At 45.7% G+C, this 22505-nt stretch carries 13 protein-coding genes; 7 read left to right on the top strand and 6 right to left on the bottom strand.

The window, feature by feature from the left end; translation table 11 throughout:
- The first annotated feature begins 1 nt into the window (after position 1).
- A complete protein-coding gene (locus RIG68_RS28055; RefSeq protein WP_350130253.1) occupies positions 2 to 682 on the top strand; it encodes a head GIN domain-containing protein in 681 nt (226 codons plus the stop codon).
- Between the two features lie 16 nt (positions 683 to 698).
- On the opposite strand, the gene meaB is transcribed toward RIG68_RS28055, so the two are convergent.
- Positions 699 to 1697, bottom strand: a complete 999-nt coding sequence (gene meaB / locus RIG68_RS28050) for a methylmalonyl Co-A mutase-associated GTPase MeaB (RefSeq protein WP_350130251.1) — start codon at positions 1695 to 1697, stop codon at positions 699 to 701.
- Positions 1698 to 1883: 186 nt separating this feature from the next.
- Between meaB and RIG68_RS28045 the strand changes: the two genes are divergently transcribed.
- Positions 1884 to 3134 carry a CHASE2 domain-containing protein gene (locus RIG68_RS28045; RefSeq protein ID WP_350130249.1) on the top strand — a complete coding sequence of 417 codons (1251 nt, stop codon included), beginning with the start codon at positions 1884 to 1886 and terminating at the stop codon, positions 3132 to 3134.
- Positions 3135 to 3153: 19 nt separating this feature from the next.
- Positions 3154 to 4080, top strand: coding sequence for a hypothetical protein (locus RIG68_RS28040; RefSeq protein ID WP_350130247.1), 927 nt, complete (start codon positions 3154 to 3156; stop codon positions 4078 to 4080).
- Positions 4081 to 4651: 571 nt separating this feature from the next.
- On the opposite strand, the gene RIG68_RS28035 is transcribed toward RIG68_RS28040, so the two are convergent.
- Genes RIG68_RS28035 through RIG68_RS28025 form a run of 3 tightly spaced genes read right to left on the bottom strand, consistent with a single transcriptional unit; the run spans position 4652 to position 12813 of the window.
- Positions 4652 to 8875 carry a CHAT domain-containing protein gene (locus RIG68_RS28035; RefSeq protein WP_350130245.1) on the bottom strand — a complete coding sequence of 1408 codons (4224 nt, stop codon included), beginning with the start codon at positions 8873 to 8875 and terminating at the stop codon, positions 4652 to 4654.
- A gap of 27 nt (positions 8876 to 8902) precedes the next feature.
- The gene (gene scpA, locus RIG68_RS28030) at positions 8903 to 11035 is read right to left on the bottom strand and encodes a methylmalonyl-CoA mutase (protein ID WP_350130244.1); all 2133 of its coding nucleotides are present in this window, start codon (positions 11033 to 11035) and stop codon (positions 8903 to 8905) included.
- Positions 11032 to 12813: a methylmalonyl-CoA mutase family protein gene (locus RIG68_RS28025; protein ID WP_350130242.1), complete on the bottom strand. Its 1782-nt coding sequence runs from the start codon at positions 12811 to 12813 to the stop codon at positions 11032 to 11034. The genes scpA and RIG68_RS28025 overlap by 4 nt, the downstream gene beginning before the upstream one ends.
- A gap of 316 nt (positions 12814 to 13129) precedes the next feature.
- Between RIG68_RS28025 and dnaA the strand changes: the two genes are divergently transcribed.
- Positions 13130 to 14542, top strand: coding sequence for a chromosomal replication initiator protein DnaA (dnaA, locus tag RIG68_RS28020; RefSeq protein ID WP_350130240.1), 1413 nt, complete (start codon positions 13130 to 13132; stop codon positions 14540 to 14542).
- Positions 14543 to 14612: 70 nt separating this feature from the next.
- Here the strand turns inward: dnaA and RIG68_RS28015 are convergent, their stop codons facing one another.
- The gene (locus tag RIG68_RS28015; RefSeq protein WP_350130238.1) at positions 14613 to 16082 is read right to left on the bottom strand and encodes a S1C family serine protease; all 1470 of its coding nucleotides are present in this window, start codon (positions 16080 to 16082) and stop codon (positions 14613 to 14615) included.
- A 158-nt stretch (positions 16083 to 16240) separates the two neighbouring features.
- On the opposite strand from RIG68_RS28015, the gene RIG68_RS28010 reads away from it, so the two are divergent.
- From RIG68_RS28010 to rseP, 3 genes are read left to right on the top strand one after another with little or no spacing between them, the layout of a single operon-like run.
- A complete protein-coding gene (locus tag RIG68_RS28010; protein WP_350130236.1) occupies positions 16241 to 17737 on the top strand; it encodes a GH3 auxin-responsive promoter family protein in 1497 nt (498 codons plus the stop codon).
- A gap of 10 nt (positions 17738 to 17747) precedes the next feature.
- A complete protein-coding gene (locus RIG68_RS28005; protein WP_350130234.1) occupies positions 17748 to 18914 on the top strand; it encodes a 1-deoxy-D-xylulose-5-phosphate reductoisomerase in 1167 nt (388 codons plus the stop codon).
- Complete coding sequence (gene rseP / locus RIG68_RS28000) at positions 18914 to 20257, top strand: RIP metalloprotease RseP (RefSeq protein ID WP_350130232.1); 1344 nt, start codon at positions 18914 to 18916, stop codon at positions 20255 to 20257. The genes RIG68_RS28005 and rseP overlap by 1 nt, the downstream gene beginning before the upstream one ends.
- A 41-nt stretch (positions 20258 to 20298) precedes the next feature.
- On the opposite strand, the gene RIG68_RS27995 is transcribed toward rseP, so the two are convergent.
- Positions 20299 to 22422, bottom strand: a complete 2124-nt coding sequence (locus tag RIG68_RS27995) for an OmpA family protein (protein WP_350130230.1) — start codon at positions 22420 to 22422, stop codon at positions 20299 to 20301.
- Positions 22423 to 22505: the final 83 nt, after the last annotated feature.

Below are 22505 nucleotides of genomic sequence, written 5' to 3'. Positions count from 1 at the left end.
TATGAGAAAGATAGGAGTACTTATACTTGGGTTGCTAATCGCCGGTCAGGTGTGGGCTGGAGAGGAAACAAGAGAACTTTCTTCGTTCAGCAGCCTCGATATTGGTGGTGCTTTTAAAGTGACACTGAAAAAAACCGGCAAGCACAGGGTATTCATAGATGCAGATGACAACGTGATAGACAGAATCCGAACTGAGGTTGTAGGCAGCACTTTGAAAGTCTATATCAAAGACAATAATTTCAGGTCGAACGGGCCCATGAGTCTGACCATTGAGTTTTCGAACATTAATGGCATGGATTTAAGTGGTGCTTCCACAGTTGTATGCGATGATGTCATCACCGCCTCGACATTCGAATTGGATGTGAGTGGAGCGGGTTCTACAAGGCTAATCGTAGAAGCTGACAGGCTAAGGGCCGACATGACAGGTGCTGGCACGCTTACACTAAGGGGGAAGGCGAGGGAGCAAGTCATTGATATAACCGGCGCAGGCAGTTACAATGCGGAGGACTTCGACTGCGACTACACCGAGGTGGAGTCTTCAGGGGCTGGCACAGCAAGGGTTGTAGCCAATAAAGAGCTTAGAGCGGAATGCAGTGGAGCAGGCTCGGTTCGCTACAAGGGCAATCCGCAGAAAGTTTATGCTGACTCAAACGGCGCAGGCTCAGTCAAAAGAATGAATTAATAGAGAAGGGGTGTTTTCACCCCTTCTTTTTTTTGTAGAGGTCAAACAGTTGATGTGCTGCACTTACAGGGTTCAGCTCTCTATTTTCCACTTTGGCGGCAAGGTCTTTGATTTCCTCTTTTACCAGTCTATTAAATTCCTGTTTCAAAAGCCCATCCAGTTTCTGGTGCATCCATTGCAGGTTTTGCTGCGATCGCTGATGCGCCAGGTAGCCATTCGCAATCATCTTTTCGTTGAACGACTCAATCAAGGTCCACAACTCACTTATTCCCTCGCCAAGAAGGGAAGAGCATGTCGTTACCTGAGTAACCCAGCCGGATGGGGGCAGCGAGAAGTAATGAACCACTTGTTTAAGTTCCTGGAGCGTCTTCCTGACTGCCGGCATATTGTCGCCGTCCGCCTTATTAATCACAATGGCATCAGCCATCTCCATAATGCCCTTCTTTATCCCCTGCAGATCATCGCCTGCACCAGCGATAGTTAACAGCAGGAAGAAGTCACACATGTCCCTTACCAGGGTCTCCGATTGACCTACGCCCACGGTCTCTATCAGAATGACATCGAACCCGGCCGCTTCACACAGTAACATGGCCTCACGTGACTGATCTGCCACGCCCCCCAGAGTTGAACCTGTAGGAGTGGGCCTTATATAGGCATTTGGGTTGACGGCCAGCTTATTCATCCTGGTTTTGTCGCCCAGGATGCTACCTTTGGTCTGCTTGCTGGACGGATCAACTGCCAATACGGCCACCTTTTTTCCTACGCCGACCAGGTATTCGCCAAAGGCTTCGATGAAGGTGCTTTTCCCAACGCCCGGTATGCCCGACACACCAATTCTTGTTGCATGGCCTGTTTTACTTAACAATCTGTCAATCAGTTGTTCAGCAAGGGCTCTGTCAGATGGTAGTTTGCTTTCCACAAGCGTAATACCCCTGGCCAGAGCCACCCTGTCGCCCCTTGTGATTCCGTTAATCAGCTCCTCTAATGTTGGCCTTTTTGGTATATTCGTTGACATCTAAGAAAAAGTCACACTGGTTTAAACCGATAGCAATATACGTTCGTCCTCCAAATAATTCCTTTCGTCGAAAGAACCAAAAAAAGAATTGTTCTATTTTAAGTTTAATTTGGGTTTTACTTATGTTTGTATCGTTGGTTCGTGAATATTTAGTTACTTACCAGTTGGCAAAGCAACTAATCTACTATGAAAGCAAACAGAAGAGAATTTTGGCTGGACTCGATTTTTGGAACAGCCTTCATATTCTTACTGATGTGGACGTTTTATTCCGTAACCGCATTTAAGATCTTTGACTTATTTGATCCTATTGGAGACGCTCTTGGAGATGTAGAGCTCACTGATGTGGTATTTTCCCAGCTAAGGGAGCCCGCTATTCCAGATGACCGGATTGTGCTGGTCAACCTTGGTAGGGTAAACAGGGCTGATATTGGGTATATGATTGACATTGTTAATCAATATGAACCAAAGGTAATCGGCCTGGATACTTACTTCAGAACGCACAAAGATTCTGCCATTGATGCCACAATGGAAAGTGCTTTTTCGAGAGTTGATAACCTTGTAATAGGTAGCATTCTTCAGAACTTTAATGAAGAGAAGATGGAATTCGATTCTCTGGGGAAATCGCTTCCAAGGTTCACTCAGTATGCTGAGACGGGGTTTGTTAATTTTATTACAGATGCCCAAACTCAGGAAGAGCTGAAAATGACCCGGGAGTTTACTCCCAAGGAGATGGTAGCAGGGCAACAAGAACTGGCCTTTGCTGTAAAGCTGGCTCAGTATTTGGAACCTGAAAAGGTAGACCGGTTGTTGAAAAGAGGCAATGAGCGGGAGACGATTAATTATCGAGGTAATGTGATGGACTTTGGTGCCTCGGTGTACGGTACGATGTTTTTCGCACTGGACGTTAATCAAGTTTTTGACCAGAATTTCGACCCGTCTCTGATCAAGGATAAAATTGTGATCTTCTGCTTTTTGGGAGAGTACCTTGGTGATAGGCTGACGATAGAAGACAAGTACTATTCGCCGATTAACTCGCAGTTTGCAGGAAGATCATATCCGGATATGTTTGGAGGTGTTGTGCATGCCAACATTGTGGCAATGATCCTTAATGAGGATTACATAGATGCCATGGACGACACAACTGGTGCGATAATTGGTGTGCTGCTGTGTTTGATCAATGTCGCCGCCTTTTCTTACATATACCGAGTGTATTCCAAGTGGTACGACGGTGCCACTAAATTGATTCAGCTGATAGAAGTTTTAGGCATCAGTTTTATGAATGTTTGGGTGTTGGATAAATTCAATTATAAGCCGGAGTTAACAATTGGCATGGTGGCTATAGCCCTTGCCGGCGACTCTCTGGAAGTATATTACAGCGTGGTGAAGAATTCAGTCACCGGGCTTTTTAAAAGTAGAAAAAGAAAAATTAAATTGTAAAACATTAAAAATTAGACCTATGAAAATGAGAACAATTCTTTTGACGTTCTTGGTATTGCTGACTTTTTTGAGCAGCAGTGTATTGGCTCAGGGTTATGAGTTTCGGGTATTGGCTAATAAGGGTGAAAACCAAGTGAAAAAAGCTGGTGCAAGTCAGGCAGAAACCCTGAAAACTGGGGCAACGCTTGCAAAAGGTGATCAAATCATTGCTGCAAGTGGCGCTTATATCGGACTGGTTCACAGCAGCGGTAAAACCACTGAGATAAGAACTCCTGGCACTGTGAAGATAGACGATTTGTCGGCGAAAATTGCGGCCACAAGTTCTACAACTGCTAGCCGTTACACTAACTACATCGCAGCTAAAATGAACGAAAGCGATGGTGGCGGAAACTACCGGTCAAACATGAAAGCGACTGGTGCTGTTGAAAGAGGCCTTTCAGCTATTAAGGTAATGCTCCCCAATTCTGTTGACTTTTATGGTGACAACGCAATTGTTCGCTGGGCACCTCTTGACATGGAGGATGTAACATATATTGTGACTATAAAGAACATCTTCGATGAGGAAGTAGCCAAGACTGAAACTGACCAAACGGCTTATGAGCTTGATTTTACCAACCCCAAGCTTGGTCAGGAAAGACTTGTGATACTGAATGTTAAAGTAAAGGGCGATGAAGATGTGAAATCGTCTGACTTCGGTATCAAGCGCCTTTCAAACACTGAGTCTGCTAAGGTGAACGAAAACATCAAAGGACTGAAGAGTGAAGTAAACGAAGAAACACCGCTGAATAAGATCATCTATGCTTCTTTCTTCGAAGAAAACAACCTTGTGCTTGATGCGCTTACCAAGTATGAAGAGGCTATCGAGATGTCTCCTGAAGTACAGGACTTCCAGGATATGTATCAGAGCTTCCTTGTAAAAAATGGCCTTGTTGCTACTGCTAACTAAGGCGAAGTGTAGAAAAGATAAAAAAAGGGGCGCAAGCCCCTTTTTTTATGCCCATATTCTGACAAAATGAAAGCGGCTGGATTTAGGCAAGAGAGGCGAACAATAGAAACGGAATTGTTAGGGATCAAGCGGAAAATCTGGGGATTAAGACTCAAAGGAACCTTATTCTTTTGAGCGATTAGCAGAAAATAAAGAAGCAAAACTGGTTCAATGTGTCCCGCTTGGACCTTTTGCTTCTTTATGCAAGCACAAAATACCCATGCTAAAAATCAATTCCCCCCAGAAATACAGATTGATCCATTATTAGGGCAATGGTCATGTTAAGCGCCCAGTCCTAGAAATTCTGAACTGGTTCCAGTTGATCGACCTGATTGCAAAACAACTCCTTAGCGACCAGCCCCCTTCCGGCTAGCGAGACACGTCCAAAAATCTACAGGTAGCTGTTCATCAGACTGCCACTGTCGTCACTCTAAAGCTATGGGTTGCTGAGCCCCACCAGAGACCAGGCTAACAACACAAAAAAGAGACTGCCTTTCGACAGTCTCCCTCAAGTTCGATCATGTAATAGAGATCAATCCAATCCTATCATTACAAAAGGCCCCCAATAGATTGGGTCACGATACTCATTCCTTATCTCTTTCTTGGCATCAATAAAAGCCCTGCGCTTGTCGCCGGTGGTGATCCACTTCTGGTAAAACTTCACCATGAGCTGCTGTGTGGCTTCATCAGATACTTTGAACAAACTCATGATGATTGTTTTGGCTCCCGCAACCAGAAATGCTCGTTGCAATCCATACACGCCTTCTCCGGCTTCCATTTCACCTAAGCCCGTTTCGCAAGCGCTCAATACTACCAGGTCCGTTTGATCCAGATTGAGGTTCATGGCCTCATAGGCAGTTAGGATACCACTCTGGCTATTGTAGTTGTAGGCGCTTTCGTTCAAAATATCGCCAGCTCCGGCCATTAGCAATCCAGATCTCAGCAACGGGTTGTCATAAGCTTTCGATTCGTTGAGTCCGGCAAATATGTTATTTTCCTCGATCGCCGGCTGGAAGAAACCGTGTGTGGCGATGTGGAATACTTTCGGGCTTTTCATTGATTTTACCTGATCTTCACCCGCCTTCATTTCCATGTAGTCCTGGGTTTTCCAGCCATTATCATTGAGTAATTTTTTGAGTTCAACCACTTCTTCATGTGTGCCGGGAAGTCGCTGTACTTCACTCATACCGATACTTTTGGTCAAGTTCTCGTTGCCAGCAGACGCCCCCTCTGATTTCACATAAAAAATAGGATCCCCAAACATCAACGCCAGGTTCTCAGCGGGTGCCTGTGCCTTCTTTTTCTTATTTCTGTTCACAAGATCCCTGGTATTACTTACCAGGATGATATTGGAATTATCGAGTACGTATTTGCCATCGCCAGTTGGTATGGCCTCCAAATTGATTTGATTATAAACACCGTCGGCCGAAAGGTAGATCGTAGAGGTTTGCCCAACAGCTTCAACGATAGGCTTCCAGAACTGATCATAGGAATACTCATCCTCAATCTTAAATTTAATACTGTTTCGATACAGCTTCATGTATCTGCCTTCGAGGGCTGCGCCGTTTCTCAGCAGCACCAGTTGTGGTTTGCTGCGCTTTTCATTGTCGACATAGATGACAGCGTACATTACCGAATCAGTAAAATCATGGTCGAAGTAACGGAACCTCACAATTTCAACCCCCTTTTCATTCTCGCCCAGGGCTGCTTTTACATCCTGCCACGTGACAACATTGTTGTCGACACCTTCTCCAAATACTTCGGACTTCAAGCTGAGCTGTTTCTCCAGCGCTTCCATCTCTTGTACCAGTTGAGCCGGATTCACATTGTTCTCCAGCAGCTGATCGTTTGACATGGAAAGGGCATTGGTTAGCTGTGCTTTTTTGGCTATCCAACTGCTGTACATATTTATCAACGTGCTGTCTCCGCTGGAAAGAATACGGGTTCTGATTTTTATTGAGGTATTCAGCAGGAGTGCCTTGGTGAGCAAAGCGTTATTGTAAATGTCACCTATCAGGTCCTCTTTCTTGTCGATCCGTGTAAGCGCCAATGTGTTGTAGAACTCGTAATCGGACTTGATGGTGTTCCAAAATTTGGCTTTTTCTCTTTCACTCAGAGCGGGGAAGTAGGTCTTTATAAATTCCTGATAGTTGGCCAGTGTCTCTTCAATAGTATTCTGGGCCTTTCTAATGTCCCCATTCATGTAGTAAGTTTTAGCCAGCTTCGACAGCACTTTCACATACTCCGGGTGAGAAGTGGAGAAAAATTTGGCGTACGTCTTTAGGGCATCCTGGTAAAAATTGTCTGCCCTGTCGTATTGCCTTTTCTGGTACTGGATGTCACCTTTTAGCGTATTAACAACAGCAGCATTAACGTTATTCCTCTTTCCTATTCGGTCTTTCCAGATCGTCCACGCCTCTTCGAGATACTGTAGGGAAATGTCATATTCGCCCGCATAAATACTCACAGTGGCCAAATCTTTCAGTACTTCTGCATAGAGTGGGTTTTTACTTCCCAGCTTGGTTCCAACGATTTTTTCTGCTTCAACAAGCAGGGCTTGTTGCTGCTTAAAACTGGCACCGTCGTAAAATTTGATCATTCCCAGCTGGGCAAGCGAACGGCCTACATCAACATGGCTTCGCCCAAATTGTTTTTCCTGATTGGTAATCGCCTGAGAAATAAATTGCTCCGCTTTTTCATAATCTCCTATCGTTGTGTAGAGTCGGGATAAGGTTATTAAGCTGCTGGCTAGCTTGGAGGAAGATGCTGGAAACACAGCTGTTGCTATGTTAAGAGATCTTCTTGCGAACGACTCCGCATCGGTATACTCGCCGGCAGCCAGCTTCAATTGTGCCTTCAAAACCAGCGGGCGCAAAAGGTGCCTGCTTGTGGCACCAAACTGTTTTTCTGTATTCGTCAGGTATTTATCGACCAAATCTGTTGCGTCGCTGTATCTGCCCAAATGATAGTATAGTTCAGCAAGGTCTTCCGTGTTTTGCCCGGCAGAGCCCAGTCGGTTTAATCCACTCTTAATTTTGATTCGTTCTGACTCGAAAAGAAGGTCTTCCGCCTCGTCGTAAAGACCTTGAATAACCATCAGCCTTGCTTTGGTTGTCAATAAATTAGTATAATGGAGCGTTTCCTCAAGAGAGGAAGGTTTGGCGAGGATATCGGTTGCTTCCTGAATGTTTTTTTCTGCTTTCTCATATTCTCCAATGTTCATTTGCAGAGACGCAATCTTATTCAACTCAACACCATAGTTTACATCCTTGTTGTCGTATTTCACACGGGATACATTCAGTGCTTTGTCAAGTGTTTTTGATGCATTACTGAAATCGTCATTTTCCTCATAAAACTGCGCCAAATGGTTGAGGGTGTTCACATATTCAACATGGCCTTGAGAAAACTCCTTTTCAATCACTCCATGGAAGCTCTCATCATATATTTTCTTTGCCTCAGCAAACTTATCCGAGTATTCGACCAGGTAGTTGGCTTGCAGCACTCTCGACAAGTGATACTCTGGGGCATCGGCACCGAGCATGTCCTTTTCAATTTTAAGGATATCAAGAAGGTACTTTTCCGCATTTTCCGCATTATTGTTTAGCTGGGCAGCACGGTAGGCAAATTCAAGTATCCTTCGTCTCTCAGGGTGAATTTCAGGGTAAAGGCTACCGTAAGCTTTGGAGGCAGCATCTTTTTCCTGTCCGAAAACCTTCGTACTTGGTGCATTGATGTCCATCGGCAGGGTTTCAAGCCGTGCACGATTGAGGCTTCCCTTTTCAAAACTTTTATTAAGTATGGCTCTAAACTGATTGGTGTTGTTGCTTGTCTTTGAATAATTGTCGATTCTCCAATATGAGCGAATCAGGCTTTCCATCATGTCCAGCCTGGCGATATGTGACGCTGAGTGAATCCGCATCGTATTTTTAAGGGCATCCTCATACAGGTCGGGCAGGGCAGAGGGATCGATTCCATTTTCCTCCAACAGCTTCGCATTGAGGTAAAGCGTTTGGCTGTAAATAAGTGGATTCTTGCCCAGCTCCTTGCCAATCCATTGCTGAGTAAAAATAAAGGCCGAATCTGATCTGATATAGTCTCCCATCAGTCTGAACGCATCGGCTTTATGCATCAATAATTCACCATAAGCACCTTTTAGGCTGGCAATGAGCTCTTTACCGCTGGCCGACTGGTATGCCGTTTGCGCAGTAGTCAGATTGCTGTTAATATATTTGACTACATCGGCATAAAAGCCTTTGCCTTTCAGTATTCTTGTTTGAAGCAAAGCCAGCTTTATTTTCATTTCCTCATTGGAGGCACCACTTGCTTCTAACACCGCCGTGGCTTTTGTAAGTAGTTCCTTCGAGTTGACGAAATGCCCATAGTCCGCCCAAACATGTGCTGCTTCGTAAAGCAGAAGACCATGATCCACAGAGCTTTCTCCATTTACCTTAGCGCTCATGGCCACTCCTCTGGCTATCTTATCGGCCATGTCCTTGTGTAGCCCCGCAGCCCAGTCTATTTGTGCCTCAAGCACCAGCGCACTCGCCAGATACTTGTTTTCTGCCCCCAATTTTTTGGTGGTCTTTTTAACGATTTTACTGGCCGACTTTTTAGCCTTAGGGTAGTCGCCTACCGCATAGGAGTCATTGGCTTTTTTAAATAATTTTGGCCAGTTCTGGGCACAAACGTTGCTATTTAGCCCAGCGCAAAGCAAAAAGACAGTAAGAGAAAGTAAATGCTTGAATGAATTTTTCATGCTTCAAAAAGTTGATGATGTGTAAAGTCAAATGCTCATTAATTTCCTGAGAATAGAGATGGCCGCTTTTGGGATCACTGTTCCCGGGCCAAATATGTCAATAACGCCTTCACTATATAAAAAATCAAAATCTTTCGTCGGGATTACACCCCCGGCCACTACTTTGATGTCGCTCCTGCCAATTACCTTTAGCTGGTGAATCAACTTTGGAACGAGCGTCTTGTGCCCGCCTGCCAGGGTCGAAACGCCAATGACGTGGACGTCGTTTTCGGCTGCCTGCATGGCTACTTCCTCGGGCGTTTGAAACAGTGGGCCAATATCTACGTCGAACCCGAGATCGGCAAAGCTTGTAGCAATCACTTTGGCACCCCTGTCATGACCATCCTGTCCCATTTTTGCCACCAGAATCCGAGGCCTTCTCCCATCCAGTTCTTCAAACTGATCGGTTAACTTCCTTGCCGTCGTTATGTCATTGCTGGAACCCGATTCGCTGGCATAAACGCCAGCTATCGATTTGATGACCGCCTTATGTCTGCCAAATGCTTCTTCCATAGCAGAGGAGATTTCACCGAGGGTAGCTCTCAACCGAGCAGCGTTTACCGCTTTTTCCAGAAGATTGCCCTTGCCCGTCTGAGCACATTTGGTCAAATCTTCTAAAACCACAGCAACCTTGGAGTCATTTCTGCTCGATTTGAGTCTGGCAAGTCTTTGGATTTGCTTCGCTCTTACAGCCGCATTGTCAACCTCAAGTAGCTCTATATCAGTTTTTTCTTTCGTAATATACCTATTAATTCCTACAATTATATCTTGCTGCGAGTCAATCCTCGCTTGTTTTTTTGCAGCAGCTTCTTCTATTCTCATTTTAGGCAGGCCACTTTCGATGGCCTTGGTCATGCCACCAAGTGCTTCCACCTCTTCTATCAGCGCCCAGCTTTTTTCAATTAATTCGTTGGTTAGGTATTCTACATAGTGAGAGCCTCCCCACGGATCGACTACTTTGGCGACGTTGGTTTCTTCCTGCAGATACAGCTGGGTGTTTCTCGCTATTCGGGCCGAGAAGTCTGTTGGCAGAGCAATAGCTTCGTCGAGGGCATTGGTGTGCAGAGACTGTGTGCCACCAAACACCGCTGCCATTGCCTCAATGGTTGTCCGGGCCACATTATTGAATGGATCTTGTTCGGTAAGGCTCCATCCGGAGGTTTGGCAGTGCGTTCGCAACGAAAGCGACTTGCTGTTGCCAGGACTGAATTGACTTACGAGCTGTGCCCACAGCACCCTGGCGGCCCTCAGTTTGGCGATTTCCATGAAGTGATTCATGCCTATGCCCCAAAAAAAAGAGAGCCGTGGCGCAAACTCATCAATTTTGAGTCCGGCCGCCAGCCCTGTTCTTATATATTCCAGGCCATCGGCCAGGGTGTAAGCCAGCTCCAGGTCAGCAGGAGCACCCGCCTCGTGCATATGGTAGCCACTTATCGAAATGCTGTTGAAGCGAGGCATGTGCCTGGCCGTATATTCAAAAATATCTCCAACAATTCGCATGGACGGTACAGGAGGGTAGATGTAGGTATTTCTCACCATAAACTCCTTGAGGATGTCATTCTGAATAGTGCCGCTTAGTTCGTTAGGCTTCACCCCTTGTTCTTCTGCCGCTACTATGTAGAATGCCATGATCGGGAGAACAGCTCCGTTCATGGTCATCGACACTGAAATCTTATCCAGGGGAATTTGGTCGAAAAGGATCTTCATGTCTTCCACCGAATCAATGGCTACACCAGCCTTACCTACATCCCCCTCTACTCTAGGGTGATCGGAGTCGTAGCCCCTGTGGGTGGCCAGGTCGAAAGCCACCGAAAGGCCTTTTTGTCCCATGGCCAGGTTCTTCCGGTAAAATGCATTGGAGTCTTCGGCTGTTGAGAAACCCGCATATTGCCTGATCGTCCAGGGTCTGCTTGTGTACATCGTGCTGTAGGGGCCTCTGAGAAATGGAGGCAGTCCGGCCGCAAAAGCACCCTGGATGACTTTTTCTCGATGCTCTTTGCCGAACATGGATGGCACATCAATACCTTCTGCACTTTTCCATGTGGCTACCCCTGTAGAAGGCTGTTTCCCTGGGCCAGCCTCGGGGCTAAAAGGAATTTTTGTGAAGTCAGGTGTAGTCATATGCCAAATAGCTTTTGGTAAGAGGAGAGCATTTTAACAAAATCGGATTTAAGATGGATGAAGCTGTCTATGCCTGCTTTGGTCAGTTGCTCTTCGATACTGCCCGGGTTTCCTGCCAGCACCAGGTGGGCCTTTGGGCACTGTTCTTTCAAGGCTTGAAACACGGACGGGCCTGACTCAATGTAATCTTGATCGGAGCTGCAAGCGATGATGAGTCGGGTGTCGGCAGAAAAAGGCGCAGAATGCTGCGGTGACCATGGCACCCATTCGGCTACGTCTATGCCAGCGGCGGGCAATACTCCTTTTACAAAATTATACCTCGCCAGCGAAGCCTGCTTGTCACCAAAGAAAACGGCCATAGCAGCAGGTCTGGACCGCCCGGGCTGCTTTGCGAGGTAGTCTTCCATCTTGATCCGGAGGCGTTCAAACGAGGAGAGCAGCGAGCCGTCGCCGTTGTAGCTTTTGAGGGTGGGAAACGACTCAAAAAGACTCAGGTCGCAAAAATTATTTACACCAACAACGTTCAGCTTTCGACTGGCAATCAACGCTCTCTCTTTTTCTTGGAACTTATTTGCTTCGTTCTGCCAATAGCCGCCCGCAAGTGAGCTCGAAAAACCGCCTGAAGATTCTATTTTTTGCATCTTTGTCCAGCCTTCGCTGGCCAATTCTTCGCTTAATTTCTCGAGAAAGTAAGAACCCGCCATTGGATCAGTGTTTTTGTCGAAATAGCTTTCGTCCCGGAGAAGGTTCGAGATATTTCTTGAAATTCTCCGGGAAAATTGGCCAAGCGAGAAGGGATTTCTGCTATCGAAGCCAGGCATTGAAAGATAGCTGGCCCCTCCATTTACGCCAGCCATTGCAGCAGATGTCATACGAATAAGGTTGACATAGGGATCAACAACCGAGTGTGTATTGACATTTGGCTGGCTATATATCTTGATATCTGCGGGAGACACTTTGCTACCATCAAAATGATTGGCAGCCTGAGAGAGAACAACTTTGATGGCTTTGATTTTAGCCATCTCATGAAAGAAGTCTCTGCCGATGCTTACACAGACAATCGTTCTGTCTACAATGCTATCAATAGAGACACCAGCGCTGCTCAGCTTTTTGCATCTTTCAATGAACGCCAACAGCAGGTAGGCGATTTGACCAGTCGGTGAAAGTGAACTGGTAAGTTCTGATGTGGCGTCAAAGCAATGGGGACGAAACGATTTCCCTTGAGGAAAAAGCGCCTCAATTCTCAGTATCTCGTCTGAATCAGACACAGGGTCGTAAAACAAAAAGCCGGGAAGAATGTCTTTTTTCAGGAAGGAACCCGAAAAAAAACGCTGAAAAAATGCTTCCTCAGCCTCACCCCATTGATACACCTGAAAGGCATTCTGGCAATACTCAAAGGCAATATCTTTAAATAAAGTAACATGGGCCGACAGATCAATTTCTTTTAGTTTCCACAAAATCCCATCAGCTCCCTGACCCAAAGATTCCAGGGCTATTTCGTTAGCGTCTTTATTATCAGCGACTTGAGTGTCTATGGTTAGTGAGTCGAGGTAGTGCCAAAGCCTTCCCATCTGTTGGTCAGGCAGTAACTCGGCATTGGCGTTCCCGGCAAGGGAGAAGAAAGCGTCAGTTTTCTCATAATAAGGTTGAATAATAACATCGGGGTCGTAGTGCCATTGCAAAGAATCTAATTGCTTTGACTTCAATTCTTTCAATGCATTTTCTTTCCAAAGAGAATGATTGGATGGAGGGAAATTGGACATGTCCCATTTACTCATAAGCTATTCTTATTTTTGAGTCAAGTGTTAGCAAAGATAAAGTATTTTGAGTGGGACGAACATTAAATTTATATAGACAGACGGGCTCTTTGAATTGCCAAAAAAGAGATTTAAGTTTGTTTCATAACATTTAGGTAATAATTGTATTTTTTAAAGAATTTTCACCCATAAACGCTGTTTTTATTTGACAATTCGACAATCCAAAAAGTCAAGCGTCGTAGTGTTTTTTTATTACTTTTTTTTTTGACACCTTTGATGTTACCTCCTGTTCAGAAAGGAGAATCACTGCAACAATAACAACATTTTTTAATCCACCATGCATCAACAAATCTGGGAAAACTGTCTGAATTTAGTTAAGCATGAGATACAGGAACAAAGCTTCAAAACGTGGTTTCTGCCCATTACACCAATAAAATTAGACAAAAGTGTTTTGACCATACAGGTGCCTAGCCAGTTTTTCTACGAATGGCTTGAGGATAATTATGTTCATATTTTAAGAAAGGCAATACTTCAGGAATTAGGGCCCAGCGGAAGATTGGAATATTCCGTGGTGATAGATAGAGGAAATGAGCAGGTAAAGCCTTTGACTGTTAATTATCCGGTAAACAAGGCTCCTGGCCGTTTTGGACAAAATCATGTTGGAAATGGACAAAATGTGCAACAAAGCCCCGCAGTGACACCAGAATTCTTAACATTGACAGGCAAATTGAATCCTATCTATGTTTTCGATTCCTATATAGAAGGTGACTGCAATAGATTGGCCCGCTCAGCTGGCTATGCTGTGGCGCAAAGGCCGGGTGTTACCTCCTTCAATCCACTGATGATATACGGGGGTGTTGGTCTTGGAAAAACACACCTTGTTCAGGCGGTTGGTAACCAGATCATGGAAAGCAATCCAGATGCCAAGGTGCTTTATGTAGCATCGGAGAAGTTCACCAACCAGTTCATTGAGTCTTTGAGAAATAATGCTGTTCAGGATTTCATCAATTTCTACCAGAAAGTCGATGTGTTGATCATCGATGATGTACAGTTTCTTCGTGACAAGGAGAGAACGCAGGAAATCTTTTTTCACATCTTCAATCACCTTCATCAAAGTGGTAAGCAAATCATCATGACGTCTGATTGTCCTCCAAGAGAGCTAAAGGGCCTTCAGGAAAGATTGGTGTCGAGATTCAAGTGGGGCCTTACTGCTGACATACAAACGCCAGACTTTGAGACAAGGGTGGCTATTATCCAAAAGAAGACACAAGCGGAGGGAATTATCATTCCTGAGGATGTGCTTGAGTACCTGGCTTATACCATCGATAGCAATATCAGAGAGTTGGAAGGAGTGATGATTTCACTTATCGCCCATTCTTCGTTGGTAAAACGAGAGATCGACCTTGAGTTGGCTAAGCAGATCATAAAAAACATTGTTAACGACTACGATACTGAGGTGGGTATTGATTATATCCAAAAGGCAGTGTCCGACTATTTTAATGTCGCTTTGGAAGACTTGAAAGCCAAAACCCGTAAGAAGGAAATAGTAATTGCCCGCCAGGTGGCCATGTACTTCTCAAAAGACTACACCAACCATTCACTGAAATCTATCGGTTACCACTTTGGTGGTCGTGACCACTCCACCGTAATTCACGCAGTGCAGGCAGTCAACGACATGATTGATACCGATGCCAAGTTCAGGTATTCAGTTGACGAACTGAAGAAAAGACTTAAAATGAGGACTGTCTAGCTTCAACTGGCAGTTGATAAAAAAGGGCGGGGTCTCCAATATTGGAGACCCCGCCCTTTTTTATGCCTTATCAATCGAACCTGTAGGGGATGTACACCCGCCTTCCTTTGGAGGTAATGCCGTCGATGACAACCTTTCCCTTGATTTTCTCCAAAATATTGGCCAGCTCCTCCGGCGTTTCCACCGGCCGGTTGTTGATGTTGGTAATGATGAAGCCTTCCGGAATATCAAGTTGCCTGAAAAAGCCATTCCTTATTTTCTTCACCCGAACGCCATTGTCAATCTTCAGAAGGTCTCTTTCTACTTTCGACACCTTTTCAAACTCCACTCCCAGCTTCTCTGAGAAGTAGACACTACTTTTTAGCACCTCGGTATTCCCTTCGCCATTGAGAAGTGTTACTTGTTTCCTTACTACATTGTCGCCTCGCTTGATGTCCAGAACGAATTTGTCACCAGGGTAGTGGTAGCCCATCAGCTCCTCAAGCTCAGTCTTGTTGTTGAGCGACTTGTCGTTCACCCGAATGATTACATCACCTTTTTCCAGTCCTGCCTTGTCGGCGGCGCTTCCCCTTTGTACATAAGAGGTGATCACACCATCCAGGTTGCTCAGGCTGAGCTTGCCGGCAATGTCACTATCTATGTCGATGAACTCCGCTCCAATAAAGGCCTTTTGCACCTGTCCGTAGTTAATGATGTCGTTCACCACTTTTTTTACAATGTCGACAGGCACAGCAAAACCATACCCGGAATACGTACCCGTTTGTGATAAAATGGCCGTGTTAATACCTATCAACTGGCCTGACGTGTTAACTAATGCCCCGCCGCTGTTTCCAGGGTTAATGGCGGCGTCGGTTTGAATAAAGGACTCAATGGGGAACCGGTCTTTCAGTATATTGATGCTGCGGCCTTTGGCACTCACGATACCAGCGGTGACGGTGGAGGTAAGATTGAAGGGGTTGCCGACAGCCAGCACCCAGTCACCCACCCGCACATTGGCTGAGGTCGACACCTCAATGGCAGGGAGATTATTGCCCTCAATTTTTATTACAGCCAAATCGGTGGAAGGATCCGTGCCTATCAGCGTGGCGTCGTAGGTTCTCTTGTCAAGAATTACCTGAATCATGTCGGCGTCATTGATCACGTGGTTGTTGGTCACTATATAGCCATCCTTGGAGTAGACCACTCCTGACCCAGAGCTAACTGACTGGCTGGGTCCTCCGAAAAACCAATCCATCCAGCTACCGGTGCGGTAGTCGGTTTCGCTCACGGTTTTTACGAACACAACGCTCTTGGTGCTTCGTGCCGATGCACTGACCAGGTCTGGCAAATCGTTTATTGCGGCTGCGTCGCTCCGGAAGGGCTCAGCTGCTGCCGGTGAAAAATTGTTGGTTTCGCCGTGGCTAACATTCTTTGAGAAATAGAAGTCCGGATCCTGTAAGTTGTTGGAGGCAATTTTGGCCGAGAGCTGCGTTTCATATACATATGCTCCTCCTATGCCTCCCAGAAAACTCAAGACTACAATTCCAATAAATTTTTTCATAACATCAGGTTTTAAGTGTTAAGAAGTCAACAGTGTTGCGCTGTTACCTAAACGTCAGTGCATTGCGTATCGTCAAAAACTGTGCAAAATAAAAACGAAAGAGGCTTGCTTAGGTTTTAGAAAGGTCATTTACTTATTTTGCGCCTTTATTATTAATTATGGGAATCAGATCAGTTCTTAGCAAGCCATTCGCCGCCTTCGTTGTGCGGGAGCAGAGAGAATGGGAGCAAAAAGCCCCTGATTATCAGCATAAAACACTTAAAAACCTTGTTAGCAAAGCCAGCAAGACGGTTTTTGGAAGTGACCACGGTTTCAAGGATATCCACACTTACGATGACTTCAAAAAGCAGGTGCCTGTCCGGGATTACGAGGCCCTGAAGCCTTACGTGGAGAAAATGCTAACCGGACAAAGTGACGTACTTTGGCCGGGAAAGCCTGCCTATTTTGCAAAAACTTCAGGCACTACCTCTGGCACCAAATACATTCCCATCACCAAAGACTCCATTCCTAATCACATCAATAGCGCCCGCAATGCCATATTGAATTATGTGCATGAAACAGGCAATGCTAAGTTCCTGGATGGCAAATTGATTTTTCTTTCCGGCAGCCCTGTGCTCGATCAAAAGGCGGGTATCAACACCGGCCGCCTGTCAGGTATTGTGAACCACCATGTGCCGGGCTACTTACGCACCAATCAGCTGCCTTCTTACGCTACCAATTGCATGGAAGACTGGGAGGCGAAAGTTGACAAGATAGTGGAGGAAACCATTGATCAGGACATGACGCTGATCTCAGGTATTCCGCCGTGGGTGCAAATGTATTTCGACAGGATTGTAGAAAAGAAACACCTTCCTGTGAAGGACGTTTTCAAAAACTTCTCGCTGTTTATATATGGTGGGGTGAACTTTGAACCCTACAGGCAAAAGCTTTTTGACACAATAGGGAAAAAGGTCGATTCGGTGGAGACCTATCCGGCTTCCGAAGGATTTATTGCGTTTCAGGACAAGCAGGACGACCCGGGACTGCTGCTGCTGGCGAATAGCGGTATTTTCTTCGAGTTCATTCCGGCTGATGAGTATTTCAATGAATCACCCACCCGGTTAAGCCTCGACCAGGTGGAACTCAATACGAATTACGCTTTGATCATTAATAGTAACGCAGGCCTATGGGGCTATTCGATAGGCGACACAGTGAAGTTTATTTCGAAAGATCCTTACAAGTTGTTGGTAACGGGAAGGATCAAGCATTTTATCTCAGCGTTTGGTGAGCACGTGATAGGCGAAGAAGTGGAAAATGCCATGCGGAAAACCCTGGAGAAATTTCCGGAGTCAGATATCGTTGAGTTTACTGTGGCTCCTCATGTAGCTCCTGTGGAAGGGCTCCCCCGGCATGAGTGGTATATCGAGTTCAGTAAAATGCCTGCAGACATGACAGCGTTTAGGGCATCACTCGATAACTCGCTTCAAAAGCTGAATAGCTATTACTTCGATCTTATTTCCGGCAATATTCTCGAACAACTTCATATCATTCCAGTTAAAAAGAACGCCTTCATCGATTACATGCGCTCGATCGGAAAGCTCGGGGGGCAAAATAAATTACCAAGGCTTTCGAACGACAGAAAGATTGCAGAAGAACTGCTGAAGTACAAAGAATAAACACAACACCTTGACACAAGAAAGACCGAAAAAAAGGGTTGCTATCCTTGGTAGCACGGGTTCCATTGGCGTTCAGTCGCTTGATGTGATAAAAAGGCATCCTGAAGCCTTCGAAGTAGAAGTACTAACTGCCCAGAACAACGCCGATCTGTTGATTCGCCAGGCCCTGGAGTTCATTCCCAATGCGGTAGTGATTGGCAACGAGTCGCTGTATCAAAAGGTAGCCGATGCGTTGTTACCAAAAGACATCAAGGTTTTTGCGGGGCTCGATGCGCTTTCTCAGATCGTGCAAATGGACACAATCGATATGGTGCTGACGGCGCTTGTCGGCTATTCGGGGTTAAAACCTACGATGAACGCCATTGCAGCAGGGAAGCCAATCGCTCTCGCCAACAAGGAGACCATGGTCGTGGCCGGTGAGCTCATTACCAAAATGGCGCAGGAAAAAGCTGTCAACATCTTTCCTATTGACTCCGAGCATTCTGCTATTTTTCAATGCATAGTTGGTGAGTTCCACAATCCGATAGAAAAGATCATTCTGACTGCTTCGGGTGGACCTTTCCGTGGAAAGACAAGAAGTGAACTACTGAAAGTGACCAAGGAAATGGCGCTGAAACACCCCAACTGGGACATGGGAGCTAAAATTACCATTGACTCAGCCTCATTGATGAACAAGGGGCTTGAAGTGATAGAAGCCCGATGGTTATTTGGCATTCCAGCCGACAAAATTGATGTGGTAGTTCATCCTCAATCCATCGTTCACTCGATGGTGCAATTTGAAGATGGCTCCATAAAAGCACAACTTGGGTTGCCCGACATGCGTATACCCATCCAGTTTGCTCTGACTTACCCGGAAAGGTTGAAATCCGACTTCCCAAGGTTTAACTTTGCAGAATATCCCTCCCTGACTTTCGAAAAACCAGATTTGGAAACCTTCAGGAACCTTCAGCTGTCGTTTGACGCTTTAAAGGAGGGTGGCAATAAGCCATGTGTGCTGAATGCCGCTAATGAAGTGGCAGTGGAGTCTTTCCTGAATGACAAGATTGGTTTTATGGAAATGTCGGATATAGTGGAGAAGTGTTTGGTTAAAATACCCTATATTTCAAGCCCTGATTATCAGGACTACGTTGATACAGATACAGAAACAAGAAACATCGCTTTAGATTTAATAGCTTAATGGAGGCACTTATTATGACCGCCCAGCTCTTGCTGGGACTTTCTATTTTAGTCGGATTGCATGAATTCGGCCACTTACTCACAGCCAAGTTCTTTGGCATGCGGGTCGAAAAATATTCCATAGGATTTCCGCCTAAGATTTTTGGGTTCGACTACCGTGGCACTGAATACTCCATTGGAGCTATTCCACTCGGTGGGTTTGTGAAAATATCAGGAATGATCGATGAGTCGATGGATACTGAGCACTTAAACAAAGAGCCAGAGCCCTACGAGTTCAGAGCAAAGCCAGCCTGGCAGCGCCTGATCGTGATGATGGGTGGCATCATAGTTAATGTAGCCACAGGCATCGTCATTTTCGTGTTGCTGACCTTCTTCAACGGTGATACCTATATTTCCAGGGACGAGGCCAACAAATATGGCATTGTGGCGTATGAGTTGGGGCAGGAGATAGGGTTTAAAACTGGAGACAAGATTCTGAAAATCAACGGAAAAGATTTCGAAGATTTCAATGAGGTGATGAATCCTGATGTGATCATGGAAGCTGGAAGCACCTACACGGTTGATCGTGATGGACAGATTGTTACAGTGAAAATTCCGTCAGGCTTTCTGGACAAGCTATCAGAAAAAGATGCGGTGACTCGATTCATTGACTATCGACTCCCGTTTGCTGTTGGTGAAGTTGCCAGTGGCTCAGGTGGAGATGTGGCAGGGTTGAAGGAAGGCGACAGGTTTGTTACAATCAATGGCAGGCCGGCAAGATACTTTGCTGATTTCAAGGAGATTGCGACCGAGAACGCTGGTGACACAGTGCTGGCTGTTGTGGAACGGCCGGTAGGAGAAGCGCCCGTCGAAAAAGAAGGAATGTTTACGACAACTGAGCTGCATATTCCCATCGATACCGATGGTACGGTTGGCTTTGTGCGTACCCTGTTGGTCGACGTTGCTCACCGTGATTTTACCTTTGGGGAGAGTTTGGTGGCTGGAACTAACGAGGCTTTTGGATGGGTTTGGCTGAACATCAGAGGCTTTGGAAAAATATTCAGTGGTGAGGTGTCTGCTTCAAAAGCGGTTAGCGGCCCTATCGGTATTGCCAAGATTTTTGGGGGCACCTGGAACTGGACGAATTTCTGGCAAAAGCTGGGCTTCCTGTCAATGGTGCTTGCCTTTATGAACTTTCTGCCTATTCCGGCACTTGATGGAGGGCATGTGATGTTCCTGACCTACGAAATCGTTTCTGGCCGTAAGCCATCAGATAAATTTCTGGAAAATGCGCAGAAAGTAGGCATGGTGTTATTGTTATCGATAATGGTGTTCGCCATTTTCAATGATATTCTTAAAATCTGAGACTTAGAGAAAGTAAGCTGATATGAAGGTGATGAGGTGGCTCAGTTTCCAGACCCCTGATCACCTTCCTTTTTTACCCCAGGCCTGAATATTTCGAATTCTACCCTTCTGTTCAGGGTTTTGTCTTGCTCTGTTTTCTCTTCTACAATCGGTTGGCTGCTTCCGTAGCCTTCAAACTCTACCCGTCGCTCGTCGACACCACCAAATATGACCATGTAGTCTCTTATATTCTGAGCCCTTGACTTAGACAGTGCAAGATTAAATGCTGGTGAGCCATCCGAATCAGTGTGTCCAGAGATTCGCAGCTTAAAGTCTGGATTGTCATACAAAAAGTTCACAATCTTATTAAGGTCACCATACATTTCCGTCCGGAGATCGGACTTGCCATTTTCGAATTCAATGGACTCGAATTTGACCTTGCTGGCAATTGGCTCAGTGGTTCTGTTCAGCTCCATTGGCCCGTTGAGGTAGAACATCTCCTCTATCCTGAAAAAGTCGTCGCCCTGAATCACCAGCAGGTAGTTGTTGTTGTTGATAAGATCGAACTCAAAGCTGCCGTCGGGTTTCAGAAACCTGGGTGCCACTTCAATCCCATCGTCGAGGTCGATGATGGAAACAATCCCGTTGAAAGGTTTTCCTGTCAGGCTGTCGGTCAATGAACCCCTCACCTTTGTTATTGAACCTGGCTGCGCTTCCATGGGCAGGGGAAACGAATAGAGATCCTGCATGTTTAAATCTCTGTTGGCCGACCGTGCGTAGAACAAATCTTTTGATTCAGCGTCGATGGTAAAATAGAACTCGCTTCCTCTGCCATTCACCAGCGGCCCGATATTGACTGGCTCGCCCCAAATGTTGTCCATCTTGTAAGATTTATAGATGTCGAACTCGCCGAAATTGTAGAGTTGGCCGTTGGAACTGAAATAAAGAATATTGTATCTCGGGTGGAAAAAGGGGCTGACCTCATTGCTTCGGGTATTCACTATGGGCCCCAGGTTTTGAGCAGGAGCCCAGCCACCACCTTTAAGCTTGTAGGAAAAATAGATATCGGAAAGTCCGAAGCCGCCTATACGGTCGGAGGCAAAAAAGAGTGTGTCTTCGGTGTGCGAAAGGGCTGGATGGCTGTCCCAACTCAGGCTGTTTACTTTGGCTCCAAGGTTTTGGATATTGCCCCAGGTGCTGTCGGCTTGAAGCTTTGCAACGAAAATATCACAGCTGCCGATACATTCCGGGGCATCACACCTCGCAAAATATAAGGTTTTCCCATCACGACTCAGCGTAGCCGATCCCTCATTGTATTTTGTATTGATTTCCCGAAGGGCAACGGCCTCCTGCCAATACTGTCCTTCCTTTCTGGCAATAAAAAGGTCTTCATTGTTTTGCGTATTCAGGCTTCTCCTGATTTCATTCCTTTGCGAGGTAAAAAGCAGGATGTCTCCATTAATGTTCAAAGTAGGCCCATAATCAGCATTGCGGCTATTTACGTTACCGCCCATATTGAGCAAAACACCTCTTGGGGGCCTAAGTGTGTCTATGGCTTTTCTGTGTTCCACCAATTCGTAGTAATAGTCGAGTGGCACATATAAATCAACCTCCTGCTTGTTAAGCGAATCGTAGTAGAGCTCAATCTCTCGCAGGTTAATATCCTTGTGGTGGTGGCGCAGTACCATTTTGTAAAGCGGCTTTGCTTCCTCAAGTCCGTCAAATAGTTCTGTCAATTTGGCCAGTCGCCAAATCAGGTAGGTGTCTTTATAGAAATTCTGTACACCAAAGTTTCTGACATAAGATTTCAATGCCGGATACAACGCCTCCCACTCTTTATTGGCTTCAAGTTTCTGGATGCGCTCCAGCTTGCTTTTGTCTACATAATCAGCCACCTTGTTAATGTTCGGAAACTCAAACACATTTATCTCAGAAGGCACAGTCAGCGTATCAAGGCTGGTTTCAACGTTTGAAGGGGTGGCTTTCTTCCTCTTGTTCCTTTGGGCGAGTGCCGGGAAAGCAACAGAACCAAGCATAAAAATGGTCAACAGCGCAGCAAGCCACCATTTCGCAGAAGGCTGGAAACGGTCGGAGAAATTATAGAATCTATTGGATGGTTTCGTCAAGTACATTGGTTGATGAGAAATAGAAAGGGTCGCCAGGGGCTGCCTACTATTTTTTGGCATATCTCTTGCAATTTATACGGGCCGAGTGAATTTTACACCTATCTGGGTCATTTAATGTCAGATTGGCATATCGAGAGCGTTAG

This window comes from Imperialibacter sp., from assembly GCF_040222385.1.
Lineage (GTDB): Bacteria > Bacteroidota > Bacteroidia > Cytophagales > Cyclobacteriaceae > Imperialibacter.
Note: the sequence above shows the minus strand (reverse complement) of the source record. Positions and strands in the feature narration are given on the sequence as shown.

Excerpts from the sequence above, each read along its gene's own strand:
- rseP (WP_350130232.1), top strand. The coding sequence starts at position 18,914 with ATGGAGGCACTTATTATGACCGCCCAGCTCTTGCTGGGACTTTCTATT.
- dnaA (WP_350130240.1), top strand. The coding sequence starts at position 13,130 with ATGCATCAACAAATCTGGGAAAACTGTCTGAATTTAGTTAAGCATGAG.
- RIG68_RS28035 (WP_350130245.1), bottom strand. The coding sequence starts at position 8,875 with ATGAAAAATTCATTCAAGCATTTACTTTCTCTTACTGTCTTTTTGCTT.
- RIG68_RS28015 (WP_350130238.1), bottom strand. The coding sequence starts at position 16,082 with ATGAAAAAATTTATTGGAATTGTAGTCTTGAGTTTTCTGGGAGGCATA.
- RIG68_RS28010 (WP_350130236.1), top strand. The coding sequence starts at position 16,241 with ATGGGAATCAGATCAGTTCTTAGCAAGCCATTCGCCGCCTTCGTTGTG.
- RIG68_RS28045 (WP_350130249.1), top strand. The coding sequence starts at position 1,884 with ATGAAAGCAAACAGAAGAGAATTTTGGCTGGACTCGATTTTTGGAACA.
- RIG68_RS28040 (WP_350130247.1), top strand. The coding sequence starts at position 3,154 with ATGAAAATGAGAACAATTCTTTTGACGTTCTTGGTATTGCTGACTTTT.
- RIG68_RS28055 (WP_350130253.1), top strand. The coding sequence starts at position 2 with ATGAGAAAGATAGGAGTACTTATACTTGGGTTGCTAATCGCCGGTCAG.
- meaB (WP_350130251.1), bottom strand. The coding sequence starts at position 1,697 with ATGTCAACGAATATACCAAAAAGGCCAACATTAGAGGAGCTGATTAAC.
- scpA (WP_350130244.1), bottom strand. The coding sequence starts at position 11,035 with ATGACTACACCTGACTTCACAAAAATTCCTTTTAGCCCCGAGGCTGGC.
- RIG68_RS27995 (WP_350130230.1), bottom strand. The coding sequence starts at position 22,422 with ATGCCAAAAAATAGTAGGCAGCCCCTGGCGACCCTTTCTATTTCTCAT.
- RIG68_RS28025 (WP_350130242.1), bottom strand. The coding sequence starts at position 12,813 with ATGAGTAAATGGGACATGTCCAATTTCCCTCCATCCAATCATTCTCTT.